The sequence below is a fragment of the Clostridium sp. KLE 1755 genome (genome assembly GCF_000466465.2).
Taxonomy (GTDB): Bacteria; Bacillota; Clostridia; order Lachnospirales; family Lachnospiraceae; genus Eisenbergiella; species Eisenbergiella porci.
In genome coordinates this window covers 14,997-37,736 of record NZ_KE992674.1, presented here as the reverse complement: position 1 = coordinate 37,736, position 22,740 = coordinate 14,997, and the positions used below count along the sequence as shown (strand labels likewise).

At 49.3% G+C, this 22,740-nt stretch carries 20 protein-coding genes; 9 read left to right on the top strand and 11 right to left on the bottom strand.

From position 1 onward, the window contains the following. The 5 genes from HMPREF1548_RS06795 to HMPREF1548_RS06775 form a co-directional block, all read right to left on the bottom strand. Positions 1-989, bottom strand: a 989-nt coding sequence (locus tag HMPREF1548_RS06795; RefSeq protein WP_021635153.1) for an efflux RND transporter periplasmic adaptor subunit, incomplete at its 3' end; no start/stop codon positions are given. A gap of 12 nt (positions 990-1,001) precedes the next feature. Continuing rightward, a complete protein-coding gene (locus HMPREF1548_RS06790; RefSeq protein ID WP_035321422.1) occupies positions 1,002-1,823 on the bottom strand; it encodes a carbohydrate ABC transporter permease in 822 nt (273 codons plus the stop codon). 103 nt (positions 1,824-1,926) lie between these two features. After that, complete coding sequence (locus tag HMPREF1548_RS06785; RefSeq protein WP_021635151.1) at positions 1,927-2,814, bottom strand: carbohydrate ABC transporter permease; 888 nt, start codon at positions 2,812-2,814, stop codon at positions 1,927-1,929. Between the two features lie 4 nt (positions 2,815-2,818). Continuing rightward, a complete protein-coding gene (locus tag HMPREF1548_RS06780) occupies positions 2,819-5,146 on the bottom strand; it encodes an ABC transporter substrate-binding protein (protein ID WP_021635150.1) in 2,328 nt (775 codons plus the stop codon). A gap of 293 nt (positions 5,147-5,439) precedes the next feature. Continuing rightward, positions 5,440-6,582: a metallophosphoesterase family protein gene (locus tag HMPREF1548_RS06775; protein ID WP_021635149.1), complete on the bottom strand. Its 1,143-nt coding sequence runs from the start codon at positions 6,580-6,582 to the stop codon at positions 5,440-5,442. 526 nt (positions 6,583-7,108) lie between these two features. Between HMPREF1548_RS06775 and HMPREF1548_RS06765 the strand changes: the two genes are divergently transcribed. The 4 genes from HMPREF1548_RS06765 to HMPREF1548_RS06750 all read left to right on the top strand — a co-directional run bounded on the left by HMPREF1548_RS06765 (position 7,109) and on the right by HMPREF1548_RS06750 (position 11,609). Next, positions 7,109-7,873, top strand: a complete 765-nt coding sequence (locus tag HMPREF1548_RS06765; protein ID WP_021635146.1) for a DeoR/GlpR family DNA-binding transcription regulator — start codon at positions 7,109-7,111, stop codon at positions 7,871-7,873. A gap of 39 nt (positions 7,874-7,912) precedes the next feature. Next, the gene (locus HMPREF1548_RS06760; RefSeq protein WP_021635145.1) at positions 7,913-8,692 is read left to right on the top strand and encodes an alkaline phosphatase family protein; all 780 of its coding nucleotides are present in this window, start codon (positions 7,913-7,915) and stop codon (positions 8,690-8,692) included. Beyond that, complete coding sequence (locus HMPREF1548_RS06755; RefSeq protein WP_021635144.1) at positions 8,686-9,954, top strand: MFS transporter; 1,269 nt, start codon at positions 8,686-8,688, stop codon at positions 9,952-9,954. Before HMPREF1548_RS06760 ends, HMPREF1548_RS06755 begins: the two co-directional genes overlap by 7 nt. Before the next feature lie 98 nt (positions 9,955-10,052). After that, on the top strand, positions 10,053-11,609 hold the full coding sequence (locus HMPREF1548_RS06750) for an ABC-F family ATP-binding cassette domain-containing protein (protein ID WP_021635143.1): 1,557 nt from the start codon (positions 10,053-10,055) through the stop codon (positions 11,607-11,609). A gap of 50 nt (positions 11,610-11,659) precedes the next feature. Here HMPREF1548_RS06750 and HMPREF1548_RS06745 read toward each other — a convergent pair whose 3' ends face one another. Then, positions 11,660-12,535, bottom strand: a complete 876-nt coding sequence (locus HMPREF1548_RS06745) for a VanZ family protein (protein ID WP_021635142.1) — start codon at positions 12,533-12,535, stop codon at positions 11,660-11,662. A 209-nt stretch (positions 12,536-12,744) separates the two neighbouring features. Here HMPREF1548_RS06745 and HMPREF1548_RS06740 point away from each other — a divergent pair, with 209 nt between their 5' ends. Then, a complete protein-coding gene (locus HMPREF1548_RS06740) occupies positions 12,745-13,425 on the top strand; it encodes a hypothetical protein (RefSeq protein ID WP_021635141.1) in 681 nt (226 codons plus the stop codon). A gap of 23 nt (positions 13,426-13,448) precedes the next feature. Next, positions 13,449-14,690 carry a RelA/SpoT domain-containing protein gene (locus HMPREF1548_RS06735; protein WP_021635140.1) on the top strand — a complete coding sequence of 414 codons (1,242 nt, stop codon included), beginning with the start codon at positions 13,449-13,451 and terminating at the stop codon, positions 14,688-14,690. A gap of 175 nt (positions 14,691-14,865) precedes the next feature. On the opposite strand, the gene HMPREF1548_RS06730 is transcribed toward HMPREF1548_RS06735, so the two are convergent. The 3 genes from HMPREF1548_RS06730 to nth form a co-directional block, all read right to left on the bottom strand. Next, positions 14,866-16,260, bottom strand: a complete 1,395-nt coding sequence (locus tag HMPREF1548_RS06730) for a M56 family metallopeptidase (RefSeq protein ID WP_021635139.1) — start codon at positions 16,258-16,260, stop codon at positions 14,866-14,868. Next, positions 16,260-16,646, bottom strand: coding sequence for a BlaI/MecI/CopY family transcriptional regulator (locus HMPREF1548_RS06725; RefSeq protein WP_035321386.1), 387 nt, complete (start codon positions 16,644-16,646; stop codon positions 16,260-16,262). Before HMPREF1548_RS06725 ends, HMPREF1548_RS06730 begins: the two co-directional genes overlap by 1 nt. A gap of 154 nt (positions 16,647-16,800) precedes the next feature. Then, positions 16,801-17,427, bottom strand: coding sequence for an endonuclease III (gene nth / locus HMPREF1548_RS06720; RefSeq protein WP_025488060.1), 627 nt, complete (start codon positions 17,425-17,427; stop codon positions 16,801-16,803). A 209-nt stretch (positions 17,428-17,636) separates the two neighbouring features. On the opposite strand from nth, the gene HMPREF1548_RS06715 reads away from it, so the two are divergent. Together HMPREF1548_RS06715 and ilvD are read left to right on the top strand one after the other, a co-directional pair. Then, positions 17,637-18,386, top strand: a complete 750-nt coding sequence (locus HMPREF1548_RS06715; protein ID WP_051358332.1) for a FadR/GntR family transcriptional regulator — start codon at positions 17,637-17,639, stop codon at positions 18,384-18,386. A 282-nt stretch (positions 18,387-18,668) separates the two neighbouring features. Then, positions 18,669-20,384 (top strand): dihydroxy-acid dehydratase, encoded by a 1,716-nt coding sequence (gene ilvD, locus HMPREF1548_RS06710; RefSeq protein WP_353612042.1) that lies wholly within the window; start codon positions 18,669-18,671, stop codon positions 20,382-20,384. 70 nt (positions 20,385-20,454) lie between these two features. Here ilvD and HMPREF1548_RS06705 read toward each other — a convergent pair whose 3' ends face one another. Then, complete coding sequence (locus HMPREF1548_RS06705) at positions 20,455-21,381, bottom strand: phosphotransferase enzyme family protein (RefSeq protein ID WP_021635134.1); 927 nt, start codon at positions 21,379-21,381, stop codon at positions 20,455-20,457. Continuing rightward, entirely contained in the window at positions 21,378-21,548 is a 171-nt protein-coding gene (locus HMPREF1548_RS29395; RefSeq protein WP_157065642.1) for a P-loop NTPase family protein, read from the bottom strand. The genes HMPREF1548_RS06705 and HMPREF1548_RS29395 overlap by 4 nt, the downstream gene beginning before the upstream one ends. Positions 21,549-21,865: 317 nt before the next feature. Between HMPREF1548_RS29395 and HMPREF1548_RS06695 the strand changes: the two genes are divergently transcribed. Continuing rightward, positions 21,866-22,740: MerR family transcriptional regulator (locus HMPREF1548_RS06695; protein WP_021635131.1), on the top strand; the 875-nt coding region annotated here is incomplete at its 3' end.

Genomic DNA, 22,740 nt, shown 5'->3' with positions numbered 1-22,740 from the left:
CCGCCGGTACCGGAACCGTCGCCGGCTGATCCACCATCATCTGAACCACCAACCGAATCGCCGCCAGCTGAATCACCCCCAGCTGTTCCACTGCCGTCCGAACCGCCATCATTCCCGCTTACACTGCCGCCTGATGCCTGGCCTTCCCTGCTTTGCTCCGTATTTTCCCGGACCGCATCCTGTCCACCGTCATGGTTGTCCGGGCTGCCGCCGGAGCTGCCGGATCCGCTGTTGTTATCCTCGCCCGAACTGTCAGATCCGCTGTCACCGTCTCCGCCGCCGGAATCACCGTGGGCGGCGATATAATCATCCAGTGCCTTCCGAGCCGCCTCTTCCTCCGCCTTAGCCGCTTCCAGCTCCGAATTTGCGCTTATCTGCTGCTTCTGTAAATCCTTCATCCGGCTGTCCCAGTCCTTATACTCCTCTTTTTTCTGGTTCCGTTCCTCATCCGGGGTCTGCCTGGGCTGGTTATTCAGATGGTCATCCAGCTTTTCTTCCGCCTTCGCCACAGCATCCCCCGCCTGCTCTATTTTCCTGTCCTCCTCCGTATCTGCAAGCGCATAATCCTCCAGGGAACGGTTCTGGGCCAGCAGCTCCTTCTGGGCATCAAGCTCCTTTTGCTGCCTTGCCTGCTCATTGCTCATCTCCAGCTTTTTGATCGCAAGCTCCTGTTCCGATATTTTTTCCTTTAAATCCTCCTGATCCACATCAAACAACAATGTATTCGCAGAAACGCTGTCTCCCAGGTTTACATAAATCTGATTGACCTTCAGGCCGCTGACGGTATCCACAGCCACCTCCCGGTTGGCTGTTACCATACCTTCCGCCTCCACCATATGGCCGAGCGCCCTTTTTTCCGGCTTTTCCGTCTCCACCTGCGGCAGACTCGCTCCGTAAATCCCCTTTGATAACAGCGTGCACAAAAACATAATCACAAAAAATACACAGCCGGCATACAGGATTTTTTTCTTTTTCTTCAGAAATTCCATGACTTATCTCTCCTATTCCTTCAATCCGCTCATAGCAATCCCCTGTTCCAGATAATCCTGTCCCAGCAGAAAAACAAAGACCGCAGGGATCAGCGTCACCACCGATGCGGCAAATGCAAAGCCCGCCTGCGTCAGCCCGATTTCGGGCAGATATAAGGACAGCGGCCACAATTCTTTACTCTTTAAAAAGGTAAGCGGCTGCTCAATCATATTCCAATACTCCAGAAAGCCCAGCACAAATGCGGAAAGGATTCCCGAGGAGCCCAGCGGAAGCCCTATCCTTACAAAAAGCCCAAGCTCTCCTGCGCCGTCTATCCTTCCGGCCTCCAGCAGCCCGGGATGAATGCTGCAGAACCCTCTGTAAATCAGAAACACAGGGAAAGTGGAAAAAATGGCAGGGAGTATGACGGCAGCCTGCGTATCCATAAGACGCAGCCGGTCCAGCACCAGATATGAGGACAGCATGGTCACCTGAAATGGCATCAGCATTAAAACAATATACAGGGTAAACAAAAGCCTGCGGAAAGGAAATCTGTAAACCGCAAAGGCCCATGCCGCCGGCACCGCTATCACCATCTGGCCCGCCAGGATGATGAGCACCATTTTGATAGAATTCCAGAACAAGATAAAAAACTGGGGAGAATAAAAAAGCAGCCTCCGATACCACTCCAGTGTGGGAAACTCCGGCAGCACCGTCCAGTTAATAAAACCGCTTCCCCCGGAAAGCACTGCTTTAAACGCCTGTGTCAGCTCATATTCCCCGGTCATGGAGCCTGAAAGCAATAACAGAACGGGAGAGCAGATAAACAGGCCGGTAAAAATAAGACCCCCCATTAATAATGCTCTTGCCGTCTGTCTGCATATCTTTCCGGCCAGGGCATATATATGCCCGCTTTTCTTCCTTCGATTTTGGATGCCAACACCCCTCATATGCCTTTCACTCTCCTTCGTCCCACAGCTTCTGCAGAAGCAGTATCACCGCGAACAGTATAAAACCCAGGATAACTGCTGCCGCCGCCATCTTGTCAAAATCCAGATTTGTAAACCAGTTATTGAACAGATGCTGCAACAGATACATGCTTTCATCCGGATACGATCCTGCCACCAGATAAGCCTCCCGGAAGGCCTTGAAAGTATTCAGGAAGGATAGCACTGTAATCGTATAAAGGACAGGTTTCAGATTGGGCATGATTATCCTGACAAAGCACGTGAATTCCCCGGCCCCGTCAACCCTGGCCGCTTCCCGTATCTGCGTGGAAATGGACAGGATTCCCGTAAGCCACAGCACTACTGTATACCCGAGATTTTTCCATATGTAGCTGAACACCAGCACCCAGAAAGCCGCGCCCGTCCCCATATAATCAATGTCAAACACAGGGGCGCTTTGCAGCACCCCTGCGCTGTATGCCGCTTCCCCCAGCCTGGTAAGAAACAGATTCAAAAACCCCTGCCTGTCAAAAATCAGCTTCCAAACCAGCACTACCGTGGCCGCCGGCACCGCCATGGGAAAGAGAAAGGCAGATTTCAGAAAATGTATCCGGGTAAAACGGCTGAGAAAACAGGCGATAATCAGGCCCAGCCCGATGAGCAGCGGCAGGCAGACAAGAACGAATTTTGCCGTATTTCCCGCCGCCAGCCAAAACGCCTTATTTTCAAATACCTGTTTATAATTGTCAATTCCTCTGAATTCCCCTGTCACCGCGGTCGTTAAGGAACGCCTGCAGACATCCGCAAAGGGGGCCAGCACAAACACGATGACCCCCAGAAAGCTTGGAAGCAGAAAATACAGACAGGCAATATTCTTGTTTCTTCTTTGTTTCCTCATTTTCCTATTCAGCCAGATACAGCTGTACCTTCTGCTTTATCTGCGCCACTCCTTCTTCCACACTCAGTTCGCCGTTCAGCACCTGTGTGCCTGCCGCCACAACGGCCTGTTCAATTCTGCTGTCAGGAAGATAAGGCGTATCCAGGGAAGAAACCAGATTCTTCAGGCTTTTTTGTTCCTCTTCATTGGGCCAGTACAGATCCAGCATGAGCACGCTTCCGTCCTCCTTTGCAATACCATAGGAGCCAAACGGAGTGTCCAGATCCATTTCCGTATAGAACATCCGATCAAAGCTGGCCTTATTTACCGGATACGGTTCCTCCTGTGAGGCCATTACCTCGTAGGATAAAAGCGTCTGTATAAAATCCTTCGCCATTTCCGGCCGGGCCGCTTTTGCGGATACGCCCATAATGGATTCCGCCTGGAAAACCTTTGAATTCTGGAAGGAAGGCGTAGTAAAGACGATTTCTTTTCTTACCCTGGGAATAGAAATTACATTGGTAAAGTCAAGGCTCACCTGCTGCGTATTTCCCAACCCGAACTGTTCCTGGGATCTTGTCAGGAAATTCATAATACTGAAGGAAATATCAAGTGCGGTTTCCGCGTAGCTTCCGCCTTCATCCCCTCTGCTTCTGTTGGATTCCAGGAATTCCTCCATATCGCTTTCGGAGATACCGCTTATTTCCGCATCATAAATCCGTTTTGCCTGGGTTAAAAATTCCTGTACCGCCGCCTCTTCCAGTGTACCATCCTCCCTGCTCCATGAAGGCTCACAGGCCAGGGCCAGCATACGGAGTACAATGTCAGGCTGATAAGCGGACAGAATGGAACCATCCGGGCTTTCCGCCCTGAGTTTTTCACAGGTATCCGCGAAGGATTGCAGATCCTGGATTCCCGCCAGGGTTTCCTGTTTTCCCACAAGAAGGGGGATCCGGAAACGGGTGGGAATCGCGTAAATTTTTCCATCTTTTTCAAATGCTCTTGTGATATTGTTAAAGAACTCTTCCTTTTCCTCTGCTGCCTTCAGAGTATCACTTAAGTCGGCCAGCATTCCCTTTGATAAGTAGGAATCCAGCGGAAGTCCTTCCAGACAAAGCACATCAGGCCCTTTTCCCGCCATGATTTCCGTATTCAGCGCTTTGACTGCATCCTCTGCGGTCAGCCCATTATCTCCGGACATGCCGACCTCATATCTTACATAAACATCATTGTGCTCCTTCTGATAAGCAGATACCGCCTGCTGGATAGTTCTGTCTTTCTTCAGGCTGTATACAAGCAGCTCCTTATCCGGTACGGAAGGCACTGTTTCATCAAAAGCAAACCGGGAAACACCGCTTCCCAAAAGCATGAGGAATACAGGCCCGTCCTCTGCAAGCATACCGTATTTGGCTACGGAAGGATCTGCCAGGGAGCAAAGTCCGCCTTCCAGCAGCAGCTTTATGCCCTCTCCCTCCTTATAGCTGTAAATACCTTCGTCACAGCCCAGGTACAGGTTGTTTTCCTTATCTAATGCGGCAATGAACTTATAATTTCCGCTGGTATAAAAAATCGTATCCATACCATCGGTCATCTGTTTTTGCACAAAGCTGTCCAGCCCGTCATCCTGTTCCAGGAGTTCTCCATTGACATAATCATAGCTGTAGGCCCTGGTAGTCGTAAATGCTGCCATCCGTGTTTCCGAAAAACAGGCCAGCTCCACGTCCCCTTCCGTATCAAACAGCCTTGTTAACGCTCCGTCCTCCTGATTGATTTCATAAACGGCTCCGCCCTGGCTGGCAAACAGTCTGTTATCCGGTGTGTACCAGCAATTTGTGAGGATTTCATAATTGTCCAGATTAAAGGAGACCGGAAGATCCCGCATCTCTCCTTCCGGGGAAACTATCATATAGCGGTAATCCATTTTAAACAGATTGTCAGTTTCTGATGCCTGTTCCGTTTCCTCATCAGCCGATTCTTCGTAGCTGCTGTACATTAAAAACAACGTGCCGTCCTTTGCCATTGCAGCAGTCATATAGTAGGCGTTTCCCACCATTCCCATCCAGTCGTCGTATTTCCTTGTCCAGGTTCTGCCTTCGTCCTGGGAAATGCAGGGGCCGTTATTATAGTCAAATATCTGGAGACTGCCGTCCGTCAGACGGGTTATTCCGGCGTTGCGCATCATATCCTCCGGCATCCCCACCGCTTCCTCCATATATCTCCCCATGGTTTTTCCGCTGCCGTCTGTTTCCGGCTCTTCCTCCGGTGTGTTTCCCGCGCTTCCTCCGCAGCCTGTAAAAAGCATGCCCGCTGTCAAAAGCAGGGCAAGCGTTTTCATTCCCGGTTTTCTTTTCATAATAAATTATCCTTTCCTCAGGCCTTGCTGTCCTGTTTTTCTTTACCCTGATCTTAAAGGACAAATCTTGTTAAAATTCCGATAAAACTCTTACAATTTTCTTACAATCCAATCCCTTCGCCCAACCGTTTCCTGTTCGGCTTTTGCGGCGCGGTATTGCCAAATGCGGCATTTTGCTGTTTTACGGCGTATGCGGACTTTCCTGAAGGCTTTTGATTTTGCAGGATGCCTTTTTCAGGGAAAAAATAACGGAGGGCACCTTTTTCCGGTGTCCTCCGCCATGTCTTTTTATTCTATTTCTTTCCGCCGTTCTTTTTGGCCGCGCTCCTTAACGTCTGCACAACCGCTATCGCCAGTCCGGTAAAAAGCAGATACTTTTTTACCTTTTCCAGCGCCTCCTCTCTGGTAGCCGAGATATGGCTGTATACAAAATCCCGAAAGGGATGCGACGGCCTGCTTCCCACCAGTTCCTTATAGGTCAGCAGCCTTGTCTCATAGTCCGCCGGATTTTCCTCATGGAATATCAGTTCCCTGACCGCCCGGCTGACACCGTCGCCATAATCATGAAAACCGCAGGAGGGCGTATAGCCCAAATCGATTCCGCCCCAGTTTCCCACAAAGCTGTTTCTGTGATCATGACCGCAGTATACGGCAAAAATATCTCCTTTTTCACGAAGGCTTTCAAATTCCCTGGCATTGTTGTCAGGCGCGCTTACCGCCTCCCGGAAGCTGCCGCCATCGCATTTTTCCTCATCCAGAAGGTAATACTCGTTGGCATGGGTACGGTAGGTACGGATTGCGCCCCTGGTTTTCTTATCCACTCTGCGCAGAAGCCGGTAATACTCGGGCATGGGAATGTGCTGGAACACAATTCCCGGCACCAGGCCGCCATGAACCTGCGCGAAAGTATCCCTTGCCGCCTTGTACCAGTAGATCTGCTTGGGATGGAGGGTCTGACAGCCACCGCCGGCGGCGTCACCCTGGGAATCCAGCAGGTAAACGGCCATCACCGTCTTTGTCTCTTCAAAATTCTGTATCCCTATGGCAAAGGTGCCTTCCTCCGGCCCATGAAGTATCTCCTGTCCCCGGCTGTTCAGCCAGTCCACGCAGCCCGGAATTCTGCGGTAAATTCCCATCTGTTCCTCGTTGCTCATTCCGCTCTGCCTGTCATGGTTCCCAAAGGTTACGGCAAAGGGGATGCCCCTGGACACAATCGGCTCCAGTATGCCCCGTATTGCTTTTTCTGTCTGCCCGGGCTTCTTCCTGAATGCACGGCTGTAACCCTTCAGCTGATCACCGGTGAGCACCACCAGATCCGGCCGGGCCGTATCAAGCGCTCTTCTGATAAGCGCCATGGTATCCTCCGACGCCTCAGGCAATTCCTGTATATCTGCAAACTGTAATATATGAAAAGTTCCATCTTCCCTGAACTTCATTTCATCAGCTCCTTTCTTTCCTTTTCCAACATGTTATGTAAACTTCCTCCCAGGAGGATGCCGCATTTTCCCATTTCTTCCACCCATCATATACGTATATATCCATATTTACAACAAAATACATAAAATCTTAAAGAAAGCTTCACTCAGATTTAACATAAGGGGGTGGGGGGCCCGGTTCGCCTTCCGGACTTTCGGGGGCCTGGCGCCGCTGGGGGTGGCTGCCGTTTTGTGCTGGCAGGGGGGGGTTTCAGAACCAATTCAAAAATGGGATGGTTCTAACTGTGCTTTTCCGGCATACCGCTGCCAGCGTGGCTGAACTTCTCGTTGCAGCCACATCGGCTGCAGCGGCTGCGTCTTGGCAGTCGATGTGGCTTCCACTCGTCGGACAAGCCACTAAGGACGGCAGCGGTATGCCGGAAAAGCACAGTAAGAAGCCATCACCATTTTTTTTATGGTTGACAAGTGGTAGGTGCGGTGATACATTTATGTGGAAATAATTGTGTTTATGTGGAGATGAGTGTATATGTTTGCAAATGAGAGACGGGTTAAGATTGCGGAGATGCTGGAGAGGCGTTCTTCTGTTACGGTTGCGGAATTGACGGATGCTTTTCAGGTTTCTCTGGAGACGATACGGCGGGATTTGGAGTATCTGGAGAGGCAGGGGGCCCTGAAGAGGGTGCACGGGGGAGCTATAACGGTTCGGAAGATGCAGAGCTACAGCAGCCTTTCTGCCCGTGTCACGGAGCACAGGGAGGAAAAGAGGAGGCTGGCTTTGGCGGCAATTCCTTATATCCGTGAGGGGGACTGTATTTCCCTGGATACGGGCTCCACTTCTTTTGAGCTGGCGGCATTGCTTTGTGAGCATTTTCATGAGCTTACCGTGGTGACGAATTCTCTTCAGGTTTTTCAGATTCTTTCGGGAAAGGAAGGGTTTCAGACCATCCTTACGGGAGGGTTCTATATGCCGAATGAGAAGACTTTTTACGGGCATCTGACCCTGGATATGATAAGGCAGTTGCATGTTTCCAAATATTTTATTGCGCCCTCCGCAATTTCCCTGGATTTTGGGATCAGCGATCACATTCATGAGCTGGTGGCGGTGCAGCGCGCTCTTATTGATATTTCGGATCAGATAATAGTGCAGGCTGACAGTTCCAAATTTGAAACCTGCGCTGCGCTGAAAATCTGTGATCTGAACCCACGGTTCCTTTATCTGACCGATTCCGGTCTTCCTGATGAAATATTGGAAGCCTATAAAAAGGCATCCATAAATATTATAAAATATTAATATGAGGGTCCGCAAAAGGCGGGCAGAAAGGCACAGTATATGAATCAGAAAGTAATCCTCATCCTTGCGGACGGTTTCCGTCCCGATGCATTAACCACCTGCGGCCATCCTTATGGACAGCGGCTGCTGGAGCTGGGAAGCTATTCCCTGGAAACAGAAACCGTTTATCCTTCCGTTACGCTCCCCTGTCATATGTCGCTTTTCCACAGTGTTTCACCTGATCGTCACGGCATTCTTACCAATACCTATGTTCCTCAGGTCCGTCCTGTAAACGGACTGTGTGAGCAGCTGGCCGCGGCCGGAAAAACCTGTGCTTTTTTCTATAACTGGGAAGAGCTGCGGGATTTAAGCCGCCCCTCCAGCCTTGCCTACAGCTATTTTGCCGCAGGGCACGTTTATTCCTATGAAAAGGCCAATGAGATGGTTACGCAGAATGCACTTGAATTTATTGAGTCGGAAAAACCGGATTTTGCATTTGTCTATCTGGGACTGACCGACAGCGCAGGGCATGAGTTCGGATGGATGGGCGATGAATATAGGAAAGCCTGCCGTCAGTCCCTGGATGAGGTTCAGCGGCTTACGGAACGTTTCATGAAAGAGTATACGATTATTTTCACCGCGGATCATGGCGGACATGGCCGCAGCCATGGGTCCCTTGATAAAGAAGATATGCTGATACCTCTTGTTTGCATTGGTTCCTGTTTCCAGCCGGGCGCCGTTCTGGAGCAGCCTGGTATCTGTGATATTGCACCTACTGTTACACAGCCCCAAGGAGCTGTGGCTGCCAGAGAATGGGAGGGCAAAAGCCTGCTATGCTGAACAGACTCAAATCCGGGCGGCAGATGAAATTTTTCTGCTTCCTATGCTGCCTGGTCTATTTTGCCAGTTATCTGACTAGGTTAAATTATGCGGCCTGTCTGGCTGAAATACAGCGTTCTCTTGGAATCAGCAAAAGCCTTGCCGGATTGCCGGTGACCGGATGTTTTGTTACCTATGGGATCGGACAGCTGCTCTGCGGCTTCCTGGGAGATAAATTCCAGCCCCGGAAAATGATTTTCACGGGGCTGGCCGCCACCTCCCTCTGCAATCTCCTTGCTGCTCTTTTCCCTCGTATGGAGGTCATTATCCCGCTCTGGTGCCTGAATGGTTTTTTCCAGTCCATGCTCTGGCCCCCTCTGGTAAGAATCATGGCTGAGGCCCTGGATGAAGAGGGCTATAAAAAGTGCTGTGTCCAGGTATCCGTTGCTTCATCCGCCGGTATGATCGCCGTATATGTGCTTGCGCCCGCCTGTATCCGTTTTTCCGGCTGGCAGCTTGCTTTCCTGCTTCCGGCATTCTTTGGAATTGCCTCCGCCTTTGTCTGGACCATCAGCATCCGGAAAATGCAGGCTGACGGAACCAATGCCATTTCCGCCCTGTACCTGGAAGTGGGGAACGAAAATCCGGTAAAGCTTTCTTCCCTGGTTATCCAGGCTTCCCTGGTTCCCATCCTGTTTGCCATTGTTCTCCATGGTATTCTGCGGGACGGCATCACTACCTGGATGCCTGCTTATATTACGGATACCTTTGGGCTGAGCACCTCCCTGTCTATCCTGACCACAGCAGTTCTGCCGATTTTCAGTATATTCAGCATCATGATCGCATCCTCTCTGTTACAAAAACTGAAAAATGAACTTCTGACGGCAGCCCTGCTTTTTGCCTGCGCTGCGCTTTCCTGCTTTATCCTGCTCCCAGTTTACAATACCGCCCCTACGTTAAGCGTTACCATGATGACTTTAATAACAGGAAGCATGTACGGAATCAACCTGATGCTGATCAGCCGGGTGCCCAGGCATTTCGCCCGCTTCGGCAGGGTTGCCACCATATCCGGCATACTCAACGCTTCTACTTATATAGGAAGCTCTCTGTCCACCGCAGCCTCCGGGGCCATCTCCGATCATTACGGCTGGCATGCTACAATCAGCGTCTGGGCCGTCACTGCCCTGGCCGGTACCTTAATCCTTGCTTTCAGCTTCCGAAAATGGTCCCTTTTCTGCGGCAGCTGCGATAATAAACCTCTGGTCAACAGGCGTTTCTTATGATATACTTGCGTCGTCGGACGCTCCGCAACGGCACTTAACCGCCGGAACGGGCCGCTCCCGCATAGAACATTATAGCTGTATTATAGGAGAATGTCCGTATGAGTATTTTAAATGTTGAACATCTTTCCCATGGCTTTGGAGACAGAGCCATTTTTCATGATGTTTCCTTCCGCCTGCTCAAGGGAGAGCATATTGGCCTGATCGGCGCCAACGGCGAGGGGAAATCTACCTTTATGAATATTATCACCGGAAAGCTCATGCCTGATGAAGGCAAAGTGGAATGGGCCAAAAATGTCCGTGTGGGCTATCTGGATCAGCACACGGTACTGGAAAAGGGCACTTCCATCCGGGAAACTCTGGCTTCCGCCTTTTCCTTCCTGTTTGAAATGGAAGCTCAGATGAATGAAATCTGCGATAAGATGGGGGAAGCCACCCCGGAAGAGCTGGAAGTATATATGGAAGATTTGGGCACAATCCAGGATATGCTTACCATGCATGATTTTTATATGATAGACGCCAAAGTGGAGGAAGTGGGGCGCGCCCTGGGCCTTGCGGATATCGGCCTGGACAAGGATGTGGCCGACTTAAGCGGCGGGCAGCGCACCAAGGTTCTGCTTGGCAAGCTGCTCTTGGAGAAACCCGATATCCTTCTCCTGGACGAGCCTACCAACTATCTGGATGCAGAACATATCGAATGGCTGAAACGGTATCTGAACGATTATGAAAACGCCTTTATCCTGATATCTCATGACATTCCTTTCTTAAACAGCGTTATCAACCTGATTTACCACATGGATAACCAGGCCCTGACACGCTATGTAGGGGATTATGACAAATTCCAGGAAGTCTATGCCATGAAAAAGTCGCAGCTGGAGGCCGCTTACAACAAGCAGCAGAAGGAAATTGCGGATCTCAAGGATTTTGTAGCCAGAAACAAAGCACGGGTCGCCACCAGGAACATGGCCATGTCCCGTCAGAAAAAACTGGATAAAATGGATGTGATTGAGCTTGCCGGCGAAAAGCCTAAGCCAGAATTTCATTTTAAAGAGGCCCGTACCCCCGGCCGTTACATTTTTACCACGCAGGATCTGGTGATCGGTTATGACGAGCCGCTTTCCACGCCGCTGAACCTGTCCATGGAACGGGGTCAGAAAATCGCCCTCATCGGTTCCAACGGCATAGGTAAAACCACGCTTTTAAAAAGTATACTCGGCCTGATCCCGCCTCTTTCCGGCGCAGTGGAGCAGGGGGATTATCTGAGCATAGGCTATTTTGAACAGGAGATGCCGCCGGATATATCCACCAGCTGTATTGAGGAAATCTGGCAGGAATTCCCCGGGTTCACCCAGTATGAGGTCCGCTCCGCCCTGGCGAAATGCGGGCTGACCACAAAACATATCGAAAGCATGGTAAAGGTCTTAAGCGGCGGCGAGCAGGCAAAGGTACGTCTGTGCAAGCTCATCAATAAGGAAACCAACATCCTGCTTCTGGACGAGCCTACCAACCATCTGGACGTGGATGCAAAAGCCGAACTGAAGCGCGCGCTTCAGGAGTACAGGGGAAGCATTCTCATGGTTTGTCATGAACCTGAATTTTATGACGGGCTGGCAACCGATGTCTGGGACTGCACCAAATGGACGACAAGGGTATTCTGACTTCTGCCGGTTATTCCGGCGGAGGTTCCCCTCCGGATATCCTACCTGATTTACCGGAGTCCATACCAAAGGTTCCAGAGAACACTGCCAAGCAACGGCTGCAGGGTCATCATAATAAGAATGACAATGGCAAAGGAAAGCTCCATCTCGTATCGGCAGACGGGACTTTCCGCGCCGGAGCTTTTATTTCCGCAGCCTTTATTCCCACAGCTTTTACTTCCGCAGCATTCCTCATTCACAGTCTGTGCCTTCATACAGGCATCCACCTCATTTCCTTGCACATTTCCTTCCGCTTTCGCCTCCTGACTGCCTGCCTCCTCCACTGCCCACAGACTTCCGGGCTCCGGCTTTTCTCCCACGCCGAATCTGCCGCACGTCCTGGGGAAAATACGGTTTATTGCCAGAAACAGCAGATATCCCAGCCATGTGCCCATAGTATTCATAAGCAGATCATCAATATCTGTAGCCCGGAAGGAGAATAACTGCGCAGCCTCAATAAACAGAGAAAAGAGGAAGCCGATGCTCACCGTCTTTTCCACCATCTGTTCCCGCCGCCAAAGCAGGGGGACAAGAAAACCCAGGGGCATAAACAGCAGCGTGTTTTCAAAATATTGTCTGGAATTACTGAAAAATTCCACCATAGGAATCATATTGATATTAGCGTCAAAATGAAATTCCTGAAACGCCGGCACCCCTGTCAGCGTCAGAATACCAGCCAGCAAAAATGCAAACAGAAAGACACCCGCCGTATGCCATCCGCTTATTTCACACTTTCCTTTCCCCTGAGCCGTACTGCACTGTGCCATACCCTTTTGCGCCGTGTTGCGCATCCTTTTATGCACCGTGCCCTCCAGCCATCCCAGAAAAGGAATGGAAAGCGCCAGTCCGCTGCCGGCCCCTATTGCCAAATTCAGGATAAATAACATTCCCTCATCCTCCCCTTTCAGACAGTTTTCTTTTATCTGCTTCCATCATAACCTGTTAATTATAAAACTTTCTTCACTTCCCATTAAGATTCTCTGAAGATCAGGCTATTTATTTCTGTATAGGCACCGCTCAGGCTGCTGTTCGTTTTTGATTGTATATTTGCCCGTACTCCATTATAATAAAAACAAATTGATATGGGGGGATAGTTATGATGATTACTGAAAAAAAGGATTCCAAATCCAAAAGGAAAATAATAATAATATGCGCTGTTGCCATTGGCATCCTGGCGACTGTAAATATAGTTCTGCTTATTTTGTTGCTGCAGTCCGGCGGAGGGCCGGGCAGGCACGGCGCTGTAAATGTGGGGATTACTGAAAATCCGGCCGTTTTAAGCTCCCGCCTGGAAGAAAGCAAAAAGCCGGATTCCATCCTTCAGAATGTGCTGGAACAGTTCCGCAGCATCCGGGAAGAAAAGGAAAAGCAGGCGGCCAAAAGCAAGAAGCCCGCAGAGGTTACTATAACGGATAAAATCAACGTGGAAAAAGGCGCTGCCCCGGATGTGACCCTTCCCCGCTGCTACTTTATTTTTGAAGTTACCAACAACAGCGCAGACAGAACTATCGTTGAAATCCAGGGTTCTGTCCATATGAGCAACAGTGCCGGGCAAGAATTCCTTACCCTTCCCTGCGATCTCACCGACATCAGCGTCGGCCCGGATGAGACCTCTGTGGAGGAAGGCATTTATCTGGATATTTATGAGGATTTGAATGAAACAAGGTTTTTATATTCCACTGACTATGACGATTTGATTTTTGAATATAAAACAAATACGATCATATATTCCGATGGCGGCCAGTCCCTGCCCAATGAGGATTGGCTGCGACCGTAAGACACAATTAAGAGGCAATCAATATGGATCTGATAAATCAATTTATAGAAAATTACAAGAAAAAAATAAACTTTTACGAAACAGCAGGACGCATTGCCGCCGAAATGCTGGAGGATGCCCTGCGCTCCTCCGGTATCCGCGCCATGGTAACCTCGCGCGCCAAGAGCCCCAGCCGGCTCAAAATCAAGGTGACGCAACGGAATGAAAAACGGGAAACTCCCTACAAAAACATGAGCGAAATCTATGCGGATATCGCCGACCTTTCCGGCGTACGCGTGTCCCTCTATTTCCCCGGCGACCGTGCCAAAGCGGATCGGGTCATCAACAACCTGTTTACGGTGGCTGAAACCAAGAAATTCCCGGTGCAGTCCAAACAGCCTTCCTACAACAAACGTTTTTCCGGCTACTGGGCCACCCATTACCGGGCTTCCATGAAGGAAGATTCCCTGGATAAAAGCCGGATAAAATATGCCCCTGTCCGCCTGGAAATCCAGGTGGCGTCCGTTCTGATGCATGCCTGGTCGGAGGTGGAGCATGATTTGGTTTACAAGCCGCTTCAGGGCACCCTTTCCGATGAAGAGCTAGCCATCCTTGACGAACTGAACGGTCTTGTCCTCAGTGGCGAGATAGCTCTGGAACGGCTGCAGGCCGCAGGAAACGAGCGGATCCAGAGTAAAAATACATCCTTTAACAACCAATATGATCTGGCGGCTTATCTTTACAATTATCTGAGCACCCGGTATAAGCGGATGGATATCGAACCGCGCATGGGAAATGTAGAACTGCTCCTGCGTCTGATGGGACGGCTGAAAATAGCCAACGCCAAAGAGCTTGAACCGATTCTGAAGTCCACAAAGCTTGTCAACGACAAGCGGACCATCTCAGAACAGCTCTCCGACCAGATCATCTGCGGCAATGAAAAACGCTATCATCTTTACAGGGAGCTTCGCGCCCCCGGAGAAAAGCTGAGCAAAGAGCAGTACCAGGCTATGGAATACTTTATGAAGCCCTGGATTAGCCTGGAAACCATTCTCGGCAGGCTGACCCTGAAAAGCAATCCCAAGGCAAGAGGCACCTTTAATGTGAACAGCCTGAAACGGATGAAGGTACTTTCCAAGGAAAACCTGGACCGGGTGGTTGCGTTGCGGAACGCCCGGAATGTCCTTGTCCATGGAATAGAAATTCCCGATATGGCCGCCCTTATAAAAATGGGTGACGATGTGCGGGAAATCCTTTCCCAGCTGGCGGCTTCCGGGAATACATAAGGGGTTGTTTATTTATATTACCCTGGAAAATTGCAGGAAAAAGACGCTGGCCGTTTATCAGTCAACGTCTTTTTCCTATAAGAATATATGAATTTATAATAATTATTCAGCAGATCAGCGCATCTACGACGCTGACCAAAAGAAAGTAATTCAGGAATGTTACAAACGCTTCCTTTCAGAATTTTAGTTCGTCCTTTTTCATATAGCCGCCGGAACCCGCATATTTTACCTTTGCAGCTGTTGTTGAGGATGAACTGTCAAGTACCTCAACCGGCCGCCCCTTCAAAACATAAAATACCAGACTTGAATCCGAACAGTCTGAGGAAGAATAAAATCCGTTTATTTCATATTTTCCGCCTGCGTAAACGGCACTTTTCTGTGGAGCATCAGGATCTGTTACGATCGGGACTCCGCTTTCATCATAAGTTATAATCATACCAGGGAAATTGTTTTTATCAAATTCATTACCAAAAACTTCAGAAAATGCTTCCGTCATTTCCCTGTCTATATCTTCATTTGTCTTAATACCATATGCATTTACCGTCCGTTCTGCAGGAATATCTACTGTCCCACGTTCATTTCCCGGCGCTGCAAATACCATTCCGGCGCAAAATATGGACAGGAAACATATAGCGAATACAGCTGTTCCCAATCTTTTCTTCCCCGTACTCATTATAGAAAACAGTCGATTTTTCATATATTTTTTACCTCCGCAGGAAAATGACGAGAATAAAGTATTTGATTTTGCCTTGCAGCCGGCCAGATGTATAATAATCATCGAATACCGATACCTCCCGGCTTCCGGCATATTCTCTGTAACCAACTCATCACAGGATAGTTCACAAAAGCGGGTGAAAGCCCTGGAAAACGCATAAACAGCCGGATTAAACCAATTGATGGCGACTGCCAGAAGCAGCGCCCATCTGTACCACAGGTCTTTACGCTTCAAATGAATCATCTCATGCCGCAGTACAAGCAGTAAATCTTCTCTGGCCATTTGGGCATCCGTAAGCAAAATAGCAGGCTTTAACAGCTGAATAAGCATAGGACTTGATATACAGGTGCACTTTCTTATCTGAAGATATGAGGTAATCCCAAGCTGATTCTTTATTTCCCGAAATGCCTCCAATATCCGGGCATCTGCTATATCCCCGCTCCACCGTTCCACCATCCTTTTGAAACTCACGTACTTCATTACATGGTAAAACAATACAACGAAAAAACCAAATAACCATATAAAGAAAACAATCATTACCGGTGATACGGCCGCAGCAGGCGTTGGAATAAAAACAGTTCCGTCTACCCCGGTCTTTTCCGCAAGAGCTGCAAAAACATTCTGCAGGGAACCTGTTCCTTCAGAACATAAAATACTTGTAGAACCCATGGGAAAAAATATCTTAATTCGCGGTCTGAACGGAATAATAAAACCAATCAGTATCATTTTCCCGGCACAGTAAAAATCCCCTGCGAAATATTTTCCATTCGCTAAAGCCCCGGCCAGTATGTACACGGCTGCAATGACCGCCATTATACAGGAAATATGAAACAACTGGTTCATAAATTCAATCATCACTTTTTCCTCTGATCATTAACCCACTTTACCAGTTCGTCTATTTCATCACCGCTTAATCCCTCACCCTGATACAGCGTATTAATCAGATTCAGCCGCGAACCGCCATAATATTGTTTTACAAAGCTCTGTGTTTCATATTGAAGATATTCATCCCTTCCTACCAACGGTTCAAAAAAACGTTCTTTTCCCAGTTTCTCCGTTTTTAAAAATCCCCGCTCTACAAGACGGCCCAACAGCGTATGGACGGTCTGCGCTTTCCATACTTTCCTGTTTTCTCTGTTTAACTGCTCCATCAACATGCCTGATGTGACCGGAGGCGTTAACTGCCATACAATATTCATAATCTCAAACTCCGCGTCCGGTAGCTTTTTTATTACAGTCATACGCGTCACCTCCATTATCGACAATTGTCTTATCTATATACTATATTGCTTGCCTGCCAAAGTCAATAGTTTTCTATATTTGTAGACAATTGGCAACGTGGAAATCCTTTCGGACTTAGCTTCGTTTTTTAACAATGCCTTTAACAATATTTAATCACAAATTTTTCTCGCACCATTCCTGAAGCGGACATTGTGTACACTTGGCTTTACGCGCTGTACAGATCTCCCGTCCCAGATAAATCAGCTGAAAATTAATCCGGTTCCAGTGATCCCTGGGCAGAACCTTCATCAATTCCTGTTCCGTCTGCTGGGGGTTTTTCCCTTTTGCCCAGCCCAGCCTGTGGGAAATCCGAAATACATGGGTATCCACTGTAACCCCGGGAATCCCATAAGCATCCGCCAGAAAAAGCGTGGCCGTCTTTCTTCCCACACCGGCCAGCTTCAACACTTCTTCCAGCTTATCCGGGACTTTCCCGCCATAATCTTTTACAAGCTGTTCACAACATTTTTTCATGTTTTTCGCCTTATTTTTATAAAGCCCCACTGACCGGATATATTCCTCTATCTCTTCCACCGGGGCCTGTGCCACTTCCTCCGCCGTCCGGAATCTTCCAAACAGGCCGGGAAGGGCCTCATCCACCTGTTTGTCCGTGCTCTGGGCGCTGAGCATTATCGCTGTCAGCAGCTGCCAGTCCTGATTATGATAAAACCCGTCTTTTGTAGTACCATAAATCTTATCCAGAGTCTCCAATATATGCTGTAGCTTCTCTTTTTTTGTCATCGGTGTTTTCCCCCTGCTGACTGTTTTCTTCATCTGTGTTATCATGAAATAACGGGCTTCAGAATCTCCCGAAGCTCCCGTTGCTGCAAAATGGCTGCTATACAATTTATTATAACGGGAATGCCGGCAGGACGCAACTTGGAGGTTTTGCCGCACAGCGGATAGCTGGCGGCGGCATCTGCCTGCTTCCCTTCTTATGGAGAAAAAATATGGACGGTTTTTCCAACCTGAAACATGCCCTGCTTGCGGAGCAGGTCCAGGAACAAATCTATCAGTTTATACTAAACACCCCTCTGCCTGTCGGTGCGCGCCTTCCCAATGAATTTGAACTGGGCCGGAAATTCGGCGTGGGGCGAAGCACTGTCCGGGAGGCGGTGAAGCTGCTTGTTTCCCGTGGTATTCTGGAAGTGAGAAGAGGTTCGGGAACCTATGTAGTTTCAACCACTCCCGCAGACCTGGATCCGCTGGGACTGAGAAAAGCAGAGGATAAAATGGCACTCGCCCTGGATTTGGCTGATGTACGGATTATACTGGAACCGGGAATTGCAGAAATGGCCGCCCTTAAAGCCCATCCCGCAGACGTAGAAAAGCTGGACAGCCTGTGCCGCCTCATCGAAAAAAGAATTGCCAGGGAAGAAAGCTACATTGACGAGGATATTGCCTTTCATACCTGCATTGCAGAATGTTCCGGCAATATCGTGGTAAAGCAGCTCATTCCCATCATTGATACTGCCGTCCTGATGTTTGTCAATGTAACCCACCGCCGGCTAACCAAAGAAACCATCCAGACCCACCGCGCCATTACGGATGCCATTGCAGAACATGATTCCATCGGCGCCAAAACAGCGATGCTGATGCATATGATCTATAACCGGGATATGATAAAGCAATTGATAAAAGAACAGGAAGCTCCTGCCCTTACTCACCCAAACCATAGGGATAAAGCAAAAGACATCTGATGATTTGCTTCCTGTCATCATCACAAAAATCTGGAAAATCAGCAAACAAGCAGGCAATTAAACGAATTTTTATGGAACCTGTCCAAATAAATAATAATAATTCCAGCAAAAAGTAGAATACACATCTGACAACTTGCTAAGAGAATTAGGGAATGCTAGGATAAAAGCAACGAAACATCTGATGATTTATATTTTGCTCCGCAAAACATGGAGGAAAATCCCTCTGCTCGCCAGAGGGCTCGCATTTTGCTCCGCAAAACAAGGAGGGATTGACAAATGGAATTGAATAGTCAGCGGGTTAGGGCACTGGCCCCGGAAAACGATCCACTGAAAATCGGCATGGGTTGGACGGTTGAGGATCTTGATAAGCCTCAGATTCTTGTGGAAAGCACCTTCGGGGACAGCCATCCGGGAAGCGCACACCTGAATCTTTTTGTGGAAGAAGCCATGAAAGGGATCCGGGATTCGGGCGGCAGGGGCGCGCGTTATTTTACGACGGATATCTGTGACGGAATCGCCCAGGGGCATGACGGAATTAACTATTCCCTCGCCCACCGGGATATGATTGCCAATATGATTGAAATACACGGCAATTCTACTGGTTTTGACGGCGGTGTATTCATCGCCAGCTGTGATAAATCCGTTCCGGCCTGTCTGATGGGGCTGGCAAGGCTTAATATGCCCTCCATCGTCATTACGGGGGGCGTCATGGAAGCCGGACCCGACCTGCTGACTCTGGAACAAATCGGCGCTTATTCCGCAATGTGCCAGCGCGGCGAAATTACCGAAGAAAAGCTTACCTATTATAAACAGAATGCATGCCCCTCCTGCGGCGCATGCTCATTTATGGGAACCGCTTCCACCATGCAGATTATGGCGGAAGCGCTGGGATTGATGCTTCCCGGTTCAGCACTGATGCCCGCCACCTGCCCGGAGCTGAAGGAGATGGCCTATAAAGCAGGCAGACAGGTAATGGAACTGGTTAAAGCAGGGCTGAAGGTAAGTGATATCGTAACAATGGAAGCCTTTGAAAACGCGATCATGGTTCACGCGGCTATTTCCGGCTCCACTAATTCCCTGCTGCACATCCCGGCAATGGCCCATGAGCTCGGCCTGGAAATCGATGCGGACACCTTTGACCGGATGCACCGCGGCGCCCACTATCTCCTGGATATCCGCCCCGCAGGCAAATGGCCCGCACAATTTTTCTATTACGCAGGCGGCGTCCCTGCCGTCATGGAGGAAATCAAATCCATGCTCCATCTGGATGTCATGACGGTCACAGGAAAAACTCTGGGAGAAAACCTGGAGGAGCTGAAGCAGAACGGTTTCTATGAAAAATGCAGCGTATCCCTGGAAAAATGGGGGCTGAAGCGTACGGACGTCATACGCCCCTTTGATAATCCCATCGGTTCGGACGGAACCGTTGCCATTCTCCGCGGCAACCTCGCCCCGGAAGGCTCTGTTGTAAAACACTCCGCCGTACCTGCCGAAATGTTTCAGGCAGTTCTTAAAGCCCGCCCCTTTGACTGTGAGGAGGATGCCATCGCCGCTGTTTTATCCCGGAAAATCCGCCCCGGAGATGCGGTCTTTATCCGTTACGAAGGCCCGAAGGGATCGGGGATGCCGGAAATGTTCTATACTACGGAAGCTATTTCTTCCGATCCGGAGCTTGGCAGATCCATTGCACTGATTACAGACGGCAGATTTTCAGGCGCCTCCAAAGGCCCTGCCATCGGCCATGTTTCTCCGGAAGCCGCTGACGGCGGCCCGATTGCCCTTGTGGAAGAGGATGACCTGATCCGTATTGACATTCCGGCCCGTGTGCTGGAGATCATCGGCGTCAAGGGCCGGGAGCTTCCTCCAGAGGAAATAGCTAAAATTCTGGAAGAACGAAGAGCTAACCTGAAGCCCAGGGAGCCGAAATATAAAAAAGGAGTGCTGAAAATTTACTCCGAACATGCGGTTTCACCTATGAAGGGCGGCTACATGGAGTAAACCTCTCCGCTTAAATTTACGGGCTGTCAAAAGGGAACCCCGGCCTTTCCGCCGCAGGTTCCCTTTTATATCAGTTCCATTCATATTTCTCACATTGCTCCCGCCATTTATACAGCCACTCCAACTGGCAGTCGAAAAATTCATCATCCACACAGTCCATGCCGAATACCTCAACAATCGTGGCCTGCAGGGCAAAATGGTAAAGTGCGATCAGATCATAAAATGCCGCCTCCTCCTCCGGCATAAGGTCACTATATTTTAAATACGCAGGCAGGAAGCGGGCAAACACCTCACGGGATTTCTCATAGCCGTTCTCCTGAAACTCAAAATAATCGGTCATATTACAGATTAATACCGGATCATACATGGGAAAACCTTCACAGGAGGTATCAAAATCCAATATGTAAAGTCTCCCGTCGCCCGCCTTATGGATATTCCCCCGGTACATATCTCCATGACAGTACCCCGTCGGCAGACCCCTGATCTTTTCCCATAAAGCCTCGCCGTATGCAGCGAACTCTTCAGCCCTGGGATACTTCTTTTCCCGCAGAATATCTATGTACCTGCCGATATAAAAGTATTTATCCCGCTTCACAAGCGTGCCGGGATATGCCTTCATCGCGCTGTGAAATTTCCCCAGCAAAGCACCAATTGCCTCCGCATCCTGTTCCGGATCCACTTCTTTGCCTTCTATGAACTCATACAGAATATAAAGATGCTCTCCGTCTTCTTCACTCGTATGGACACAAGGTGAGCCATCCCAGGTAAAAATAACCGGCGGCACGGAAAATCCCTGTTTCATCAGAAATACATGTATCTCCAGTGATTTATGCACCGTATCAAAAAACGCTGGTTTCGTAATCCGCAGGAAATACTTATCCCTGCCGGAAAATACAGCATAAGCCATACTGCCGCTGTCCCGTACAAACTCCAGACTGTCAAAATACACGGGATAGTGCTCATTCAATATTTCCAGAATCTTTTCCTTCTCCATCATTTTTCCCTCTGTTCCTTAAACTCCTTTAATTCTGGTTTCACCCACCCCGGCCGGTAATATTCATCAACCAGATGAATCAGCGGCAAACCCGTCCGTTCATGCATCTTCTTTGCCAGAGTACTCTTCCCGGCCCCGCAGCATCCGATAATCAGAGCTTTTTTGTCCATAACCCTCTCCTCTCGCTTTTCCATTATATCACAGAATGCTTTTCTTTCCCCTTCCCTACGATCATGATATATTTTTATTACATCTTTTGCGGATTGCACAATGTATACCTGTAAATACGGGCTGCTGGAAGAAAGCCCTTGGTATTCCAGTCATTTTCCTGACAGTCTCCGGTGACGAGGCAAGTGTTAACCGGATTTTAACAGCTATCATTTGAAGACCGCCGGAAAACCTTGCAAGCGGCCCTGTATTTCATCTTGACATTGACGCAAGGTCAAGTGCTATTCTGGACATATACAAAACGAGAGGAGCAGAATTTATGGAGCTGGTGAAAATAACCGAGCTGACCGGTATGCTTGGCATCACATCCCGCAGCCTGCGTTACTATGAGCAGGCGGGACTGATCCGCAGCGTCCGGCCGGATTCGGGGAAGTACAGGTACTATGACGCCGCAAACATCGAGCGTCTCAGGCAGATCCTTGTGCTGCGCAAAATGCAGATTCCCGTCAAAGATATCCTCCGTATCTACGAAAGCGAGGATATGAGCGTCGTTGTGGAGACCTTTGTCAGCCGCATCCGCGCCATAGACGAGGAGGTAAACGCCTTAACCGACCTGCGCCGCATCGTTAACGATTTCCTTGCGACAATGACGCGGAACGGAATCACTAAAATTTCAGCGTTGCCGCTTTTATATGAAAGTATGGAAAAACAGCTGGATTCCCTGGAAAATAACAGGACCGGAAGCTATAAAGAGCTTGCCTCAATATCGGACCGTCTGACAAAGCCTGTGCAGCCTTCCCTTGTGCAGCTGCCCCCCATGCGGATTCTTTCCTCCTGCCTTAAGGAAAACAGCCAGATCTCCGATGTTGAAGGCTTCTCCCGCTGGGTGCAGATGCATGGAATCCCCTCAGGCAGGCCGGGCGCACATGAACGCTTTGATACCCGGACGGAGGCCGGTGATATCATTCTTCTAAAGCTTGCAAAGGACTTCCAAAACAGCAGCCCCTATCTGGATTACTATTGGGAAGGCGGCCTGTTTGCGGCGGCCGATCTGTATCTGGATGAGGATATGAACGCCGGCTTTTGCAGCCTCCTGTCAGCCTTTGATAACAATCCCTATTACGAAATAGACTATACCCATGGCGGCCGCCTGCGGCAGGAACCCCTGTTAGAGGATCTGATATCGCCGGACAG

What these genes read in the sequence shown, in the direction of transcription:
- HMPREF1548_RS06705 (WP_021635134.1), bottom strand. Translation starts at nt 21,381, where the DNA reads ATGATGGAGAAGGAAAAGATTCTGGAAATATTGAATGAGCACTATCCC.
- nth (WP_025488060.1), bottom strand. Translation starts at nt 17,427, where the DNA reads ATGACAAAAAAAGAGAAGCTACAGCATATATTGGAGACTCTGGATAAG.
- HMPREF1548_RS06725 (WP_035321386.1), bottom strand. Translation starts at nt 16,646, where the DNA reads ATGACTGTAATAAAAAAGCTACCGGACGCGGAGTTTGAGATTATGAAT.
- HMPREF1548_RS06765 (WP_021635146.1), top strand. Translation starts at nt 7,109, where the DNA reads ATGTTTGCAAATGAGAGACGGGTTAAGATTGCGGAGATGCTGGAGAGG.
- HMPREF1548_RS06785 (WP_021635151.1), bottom strand. Translation starts at nt 2,814, where the DNA reads ATGAGGAAACAAAGAAGAAACAAGAATATTGCCTGTCTGTATTTTCTG.
- HMPREF1548_RS06745 (WP_021635142.1), bottom strand. Translation starts at nt 12,535, where the DNA reads ATGTTATTTATCCTGAATTTGGCAATAGGGGCCGGCAGCGGACTGGCG.
- HMPREF1548_RS06740 (WP_021635141.1), top strand. Translation starts at nt 12,745, where the DNA reads ATGATGATTACTGAAAAAAAGGATTCCAAATCCAAAAGGAAAATAATA.
- HMPREF1548_RS06775 (WP_021635149.1), bottom strand. Translation starts at nt 6,582, where the DNA reads ATGAAGTTCAGGGAAGATGGAACTTTTCATATATTACAGTTTGCAGAT.
- HMPREF1548_RS06735 (WP_021635140.1), top strand. Translation starts at nt 13,449, where the DNA reads ATGGATCTGATAAATCAATTTATAGAAAATTACAAGAAAAAAATAAAC.
- HMPREF1548_RS06730 (WP_021635139.1), bottom strand. Translation starts at nt 16,260, where the DNA reads ATGATTGAATTTATGAACCAGTTGTTTCATATTTCCTGTATAATGGCG.
- HMPREF1548_RS06755 (WP_021635144.1), top strand. Translation starts at nt 8,686, where the DNA reads ATGCTGAACAGACTCAAATCCGGGCGGCAGATGAAATTTTTCTGCTTC.
- HMPREF1548_RS06780 (WP_021635150.1), bottom strand. Translation starts at nt 5,146, where the DNA reads ATGAAAAGAAAACCGGGAATGAAAACGCTTGCCCTGCTTTTGACAGCG.
- HMPREF1548_RS06715 (WP_051358332.1), top strand. Translation starts at nt 17,637, where the DNA reads ATGGACGGTTTTTCCAACCTGAAACATGCCCTGCTTGCGGAGCAGGTC.
- HMPREF1548_RS06750 (WP_021635143.1), top strand. Translation starts at nt 10,053, where the DNA reads ATGAGTATTTTAAATGTTGAACATCTTTCCCATGGCTTTGGAGACAGA.
- HMPREF1548_RS06760 (WP_021635145.1), top strand. Translation starts at nt 7,913, where the DNA reads ATGAATCAGAAAGTAATCCTCATCCTTGCGGACGGTTTCCGTCCCGAT.
- HMPREF1548_RS29395 (WP_157065642.1), bottom strand. Translation starts at nt 21,548, where the DNA reads ATGGACAAAAAAGCTCTGATTATCGGATGCTGCGGGGCCGGGAAGAGT.
- HMPREF1548_RS06790 (WP_035321422.1), bottom strand. Translation starts at nt 1,823, where the DNA reads ATGGGGGGTCTTATTTTTACCGGCCTGTTTATCTGCTCTCCCGTTCTG.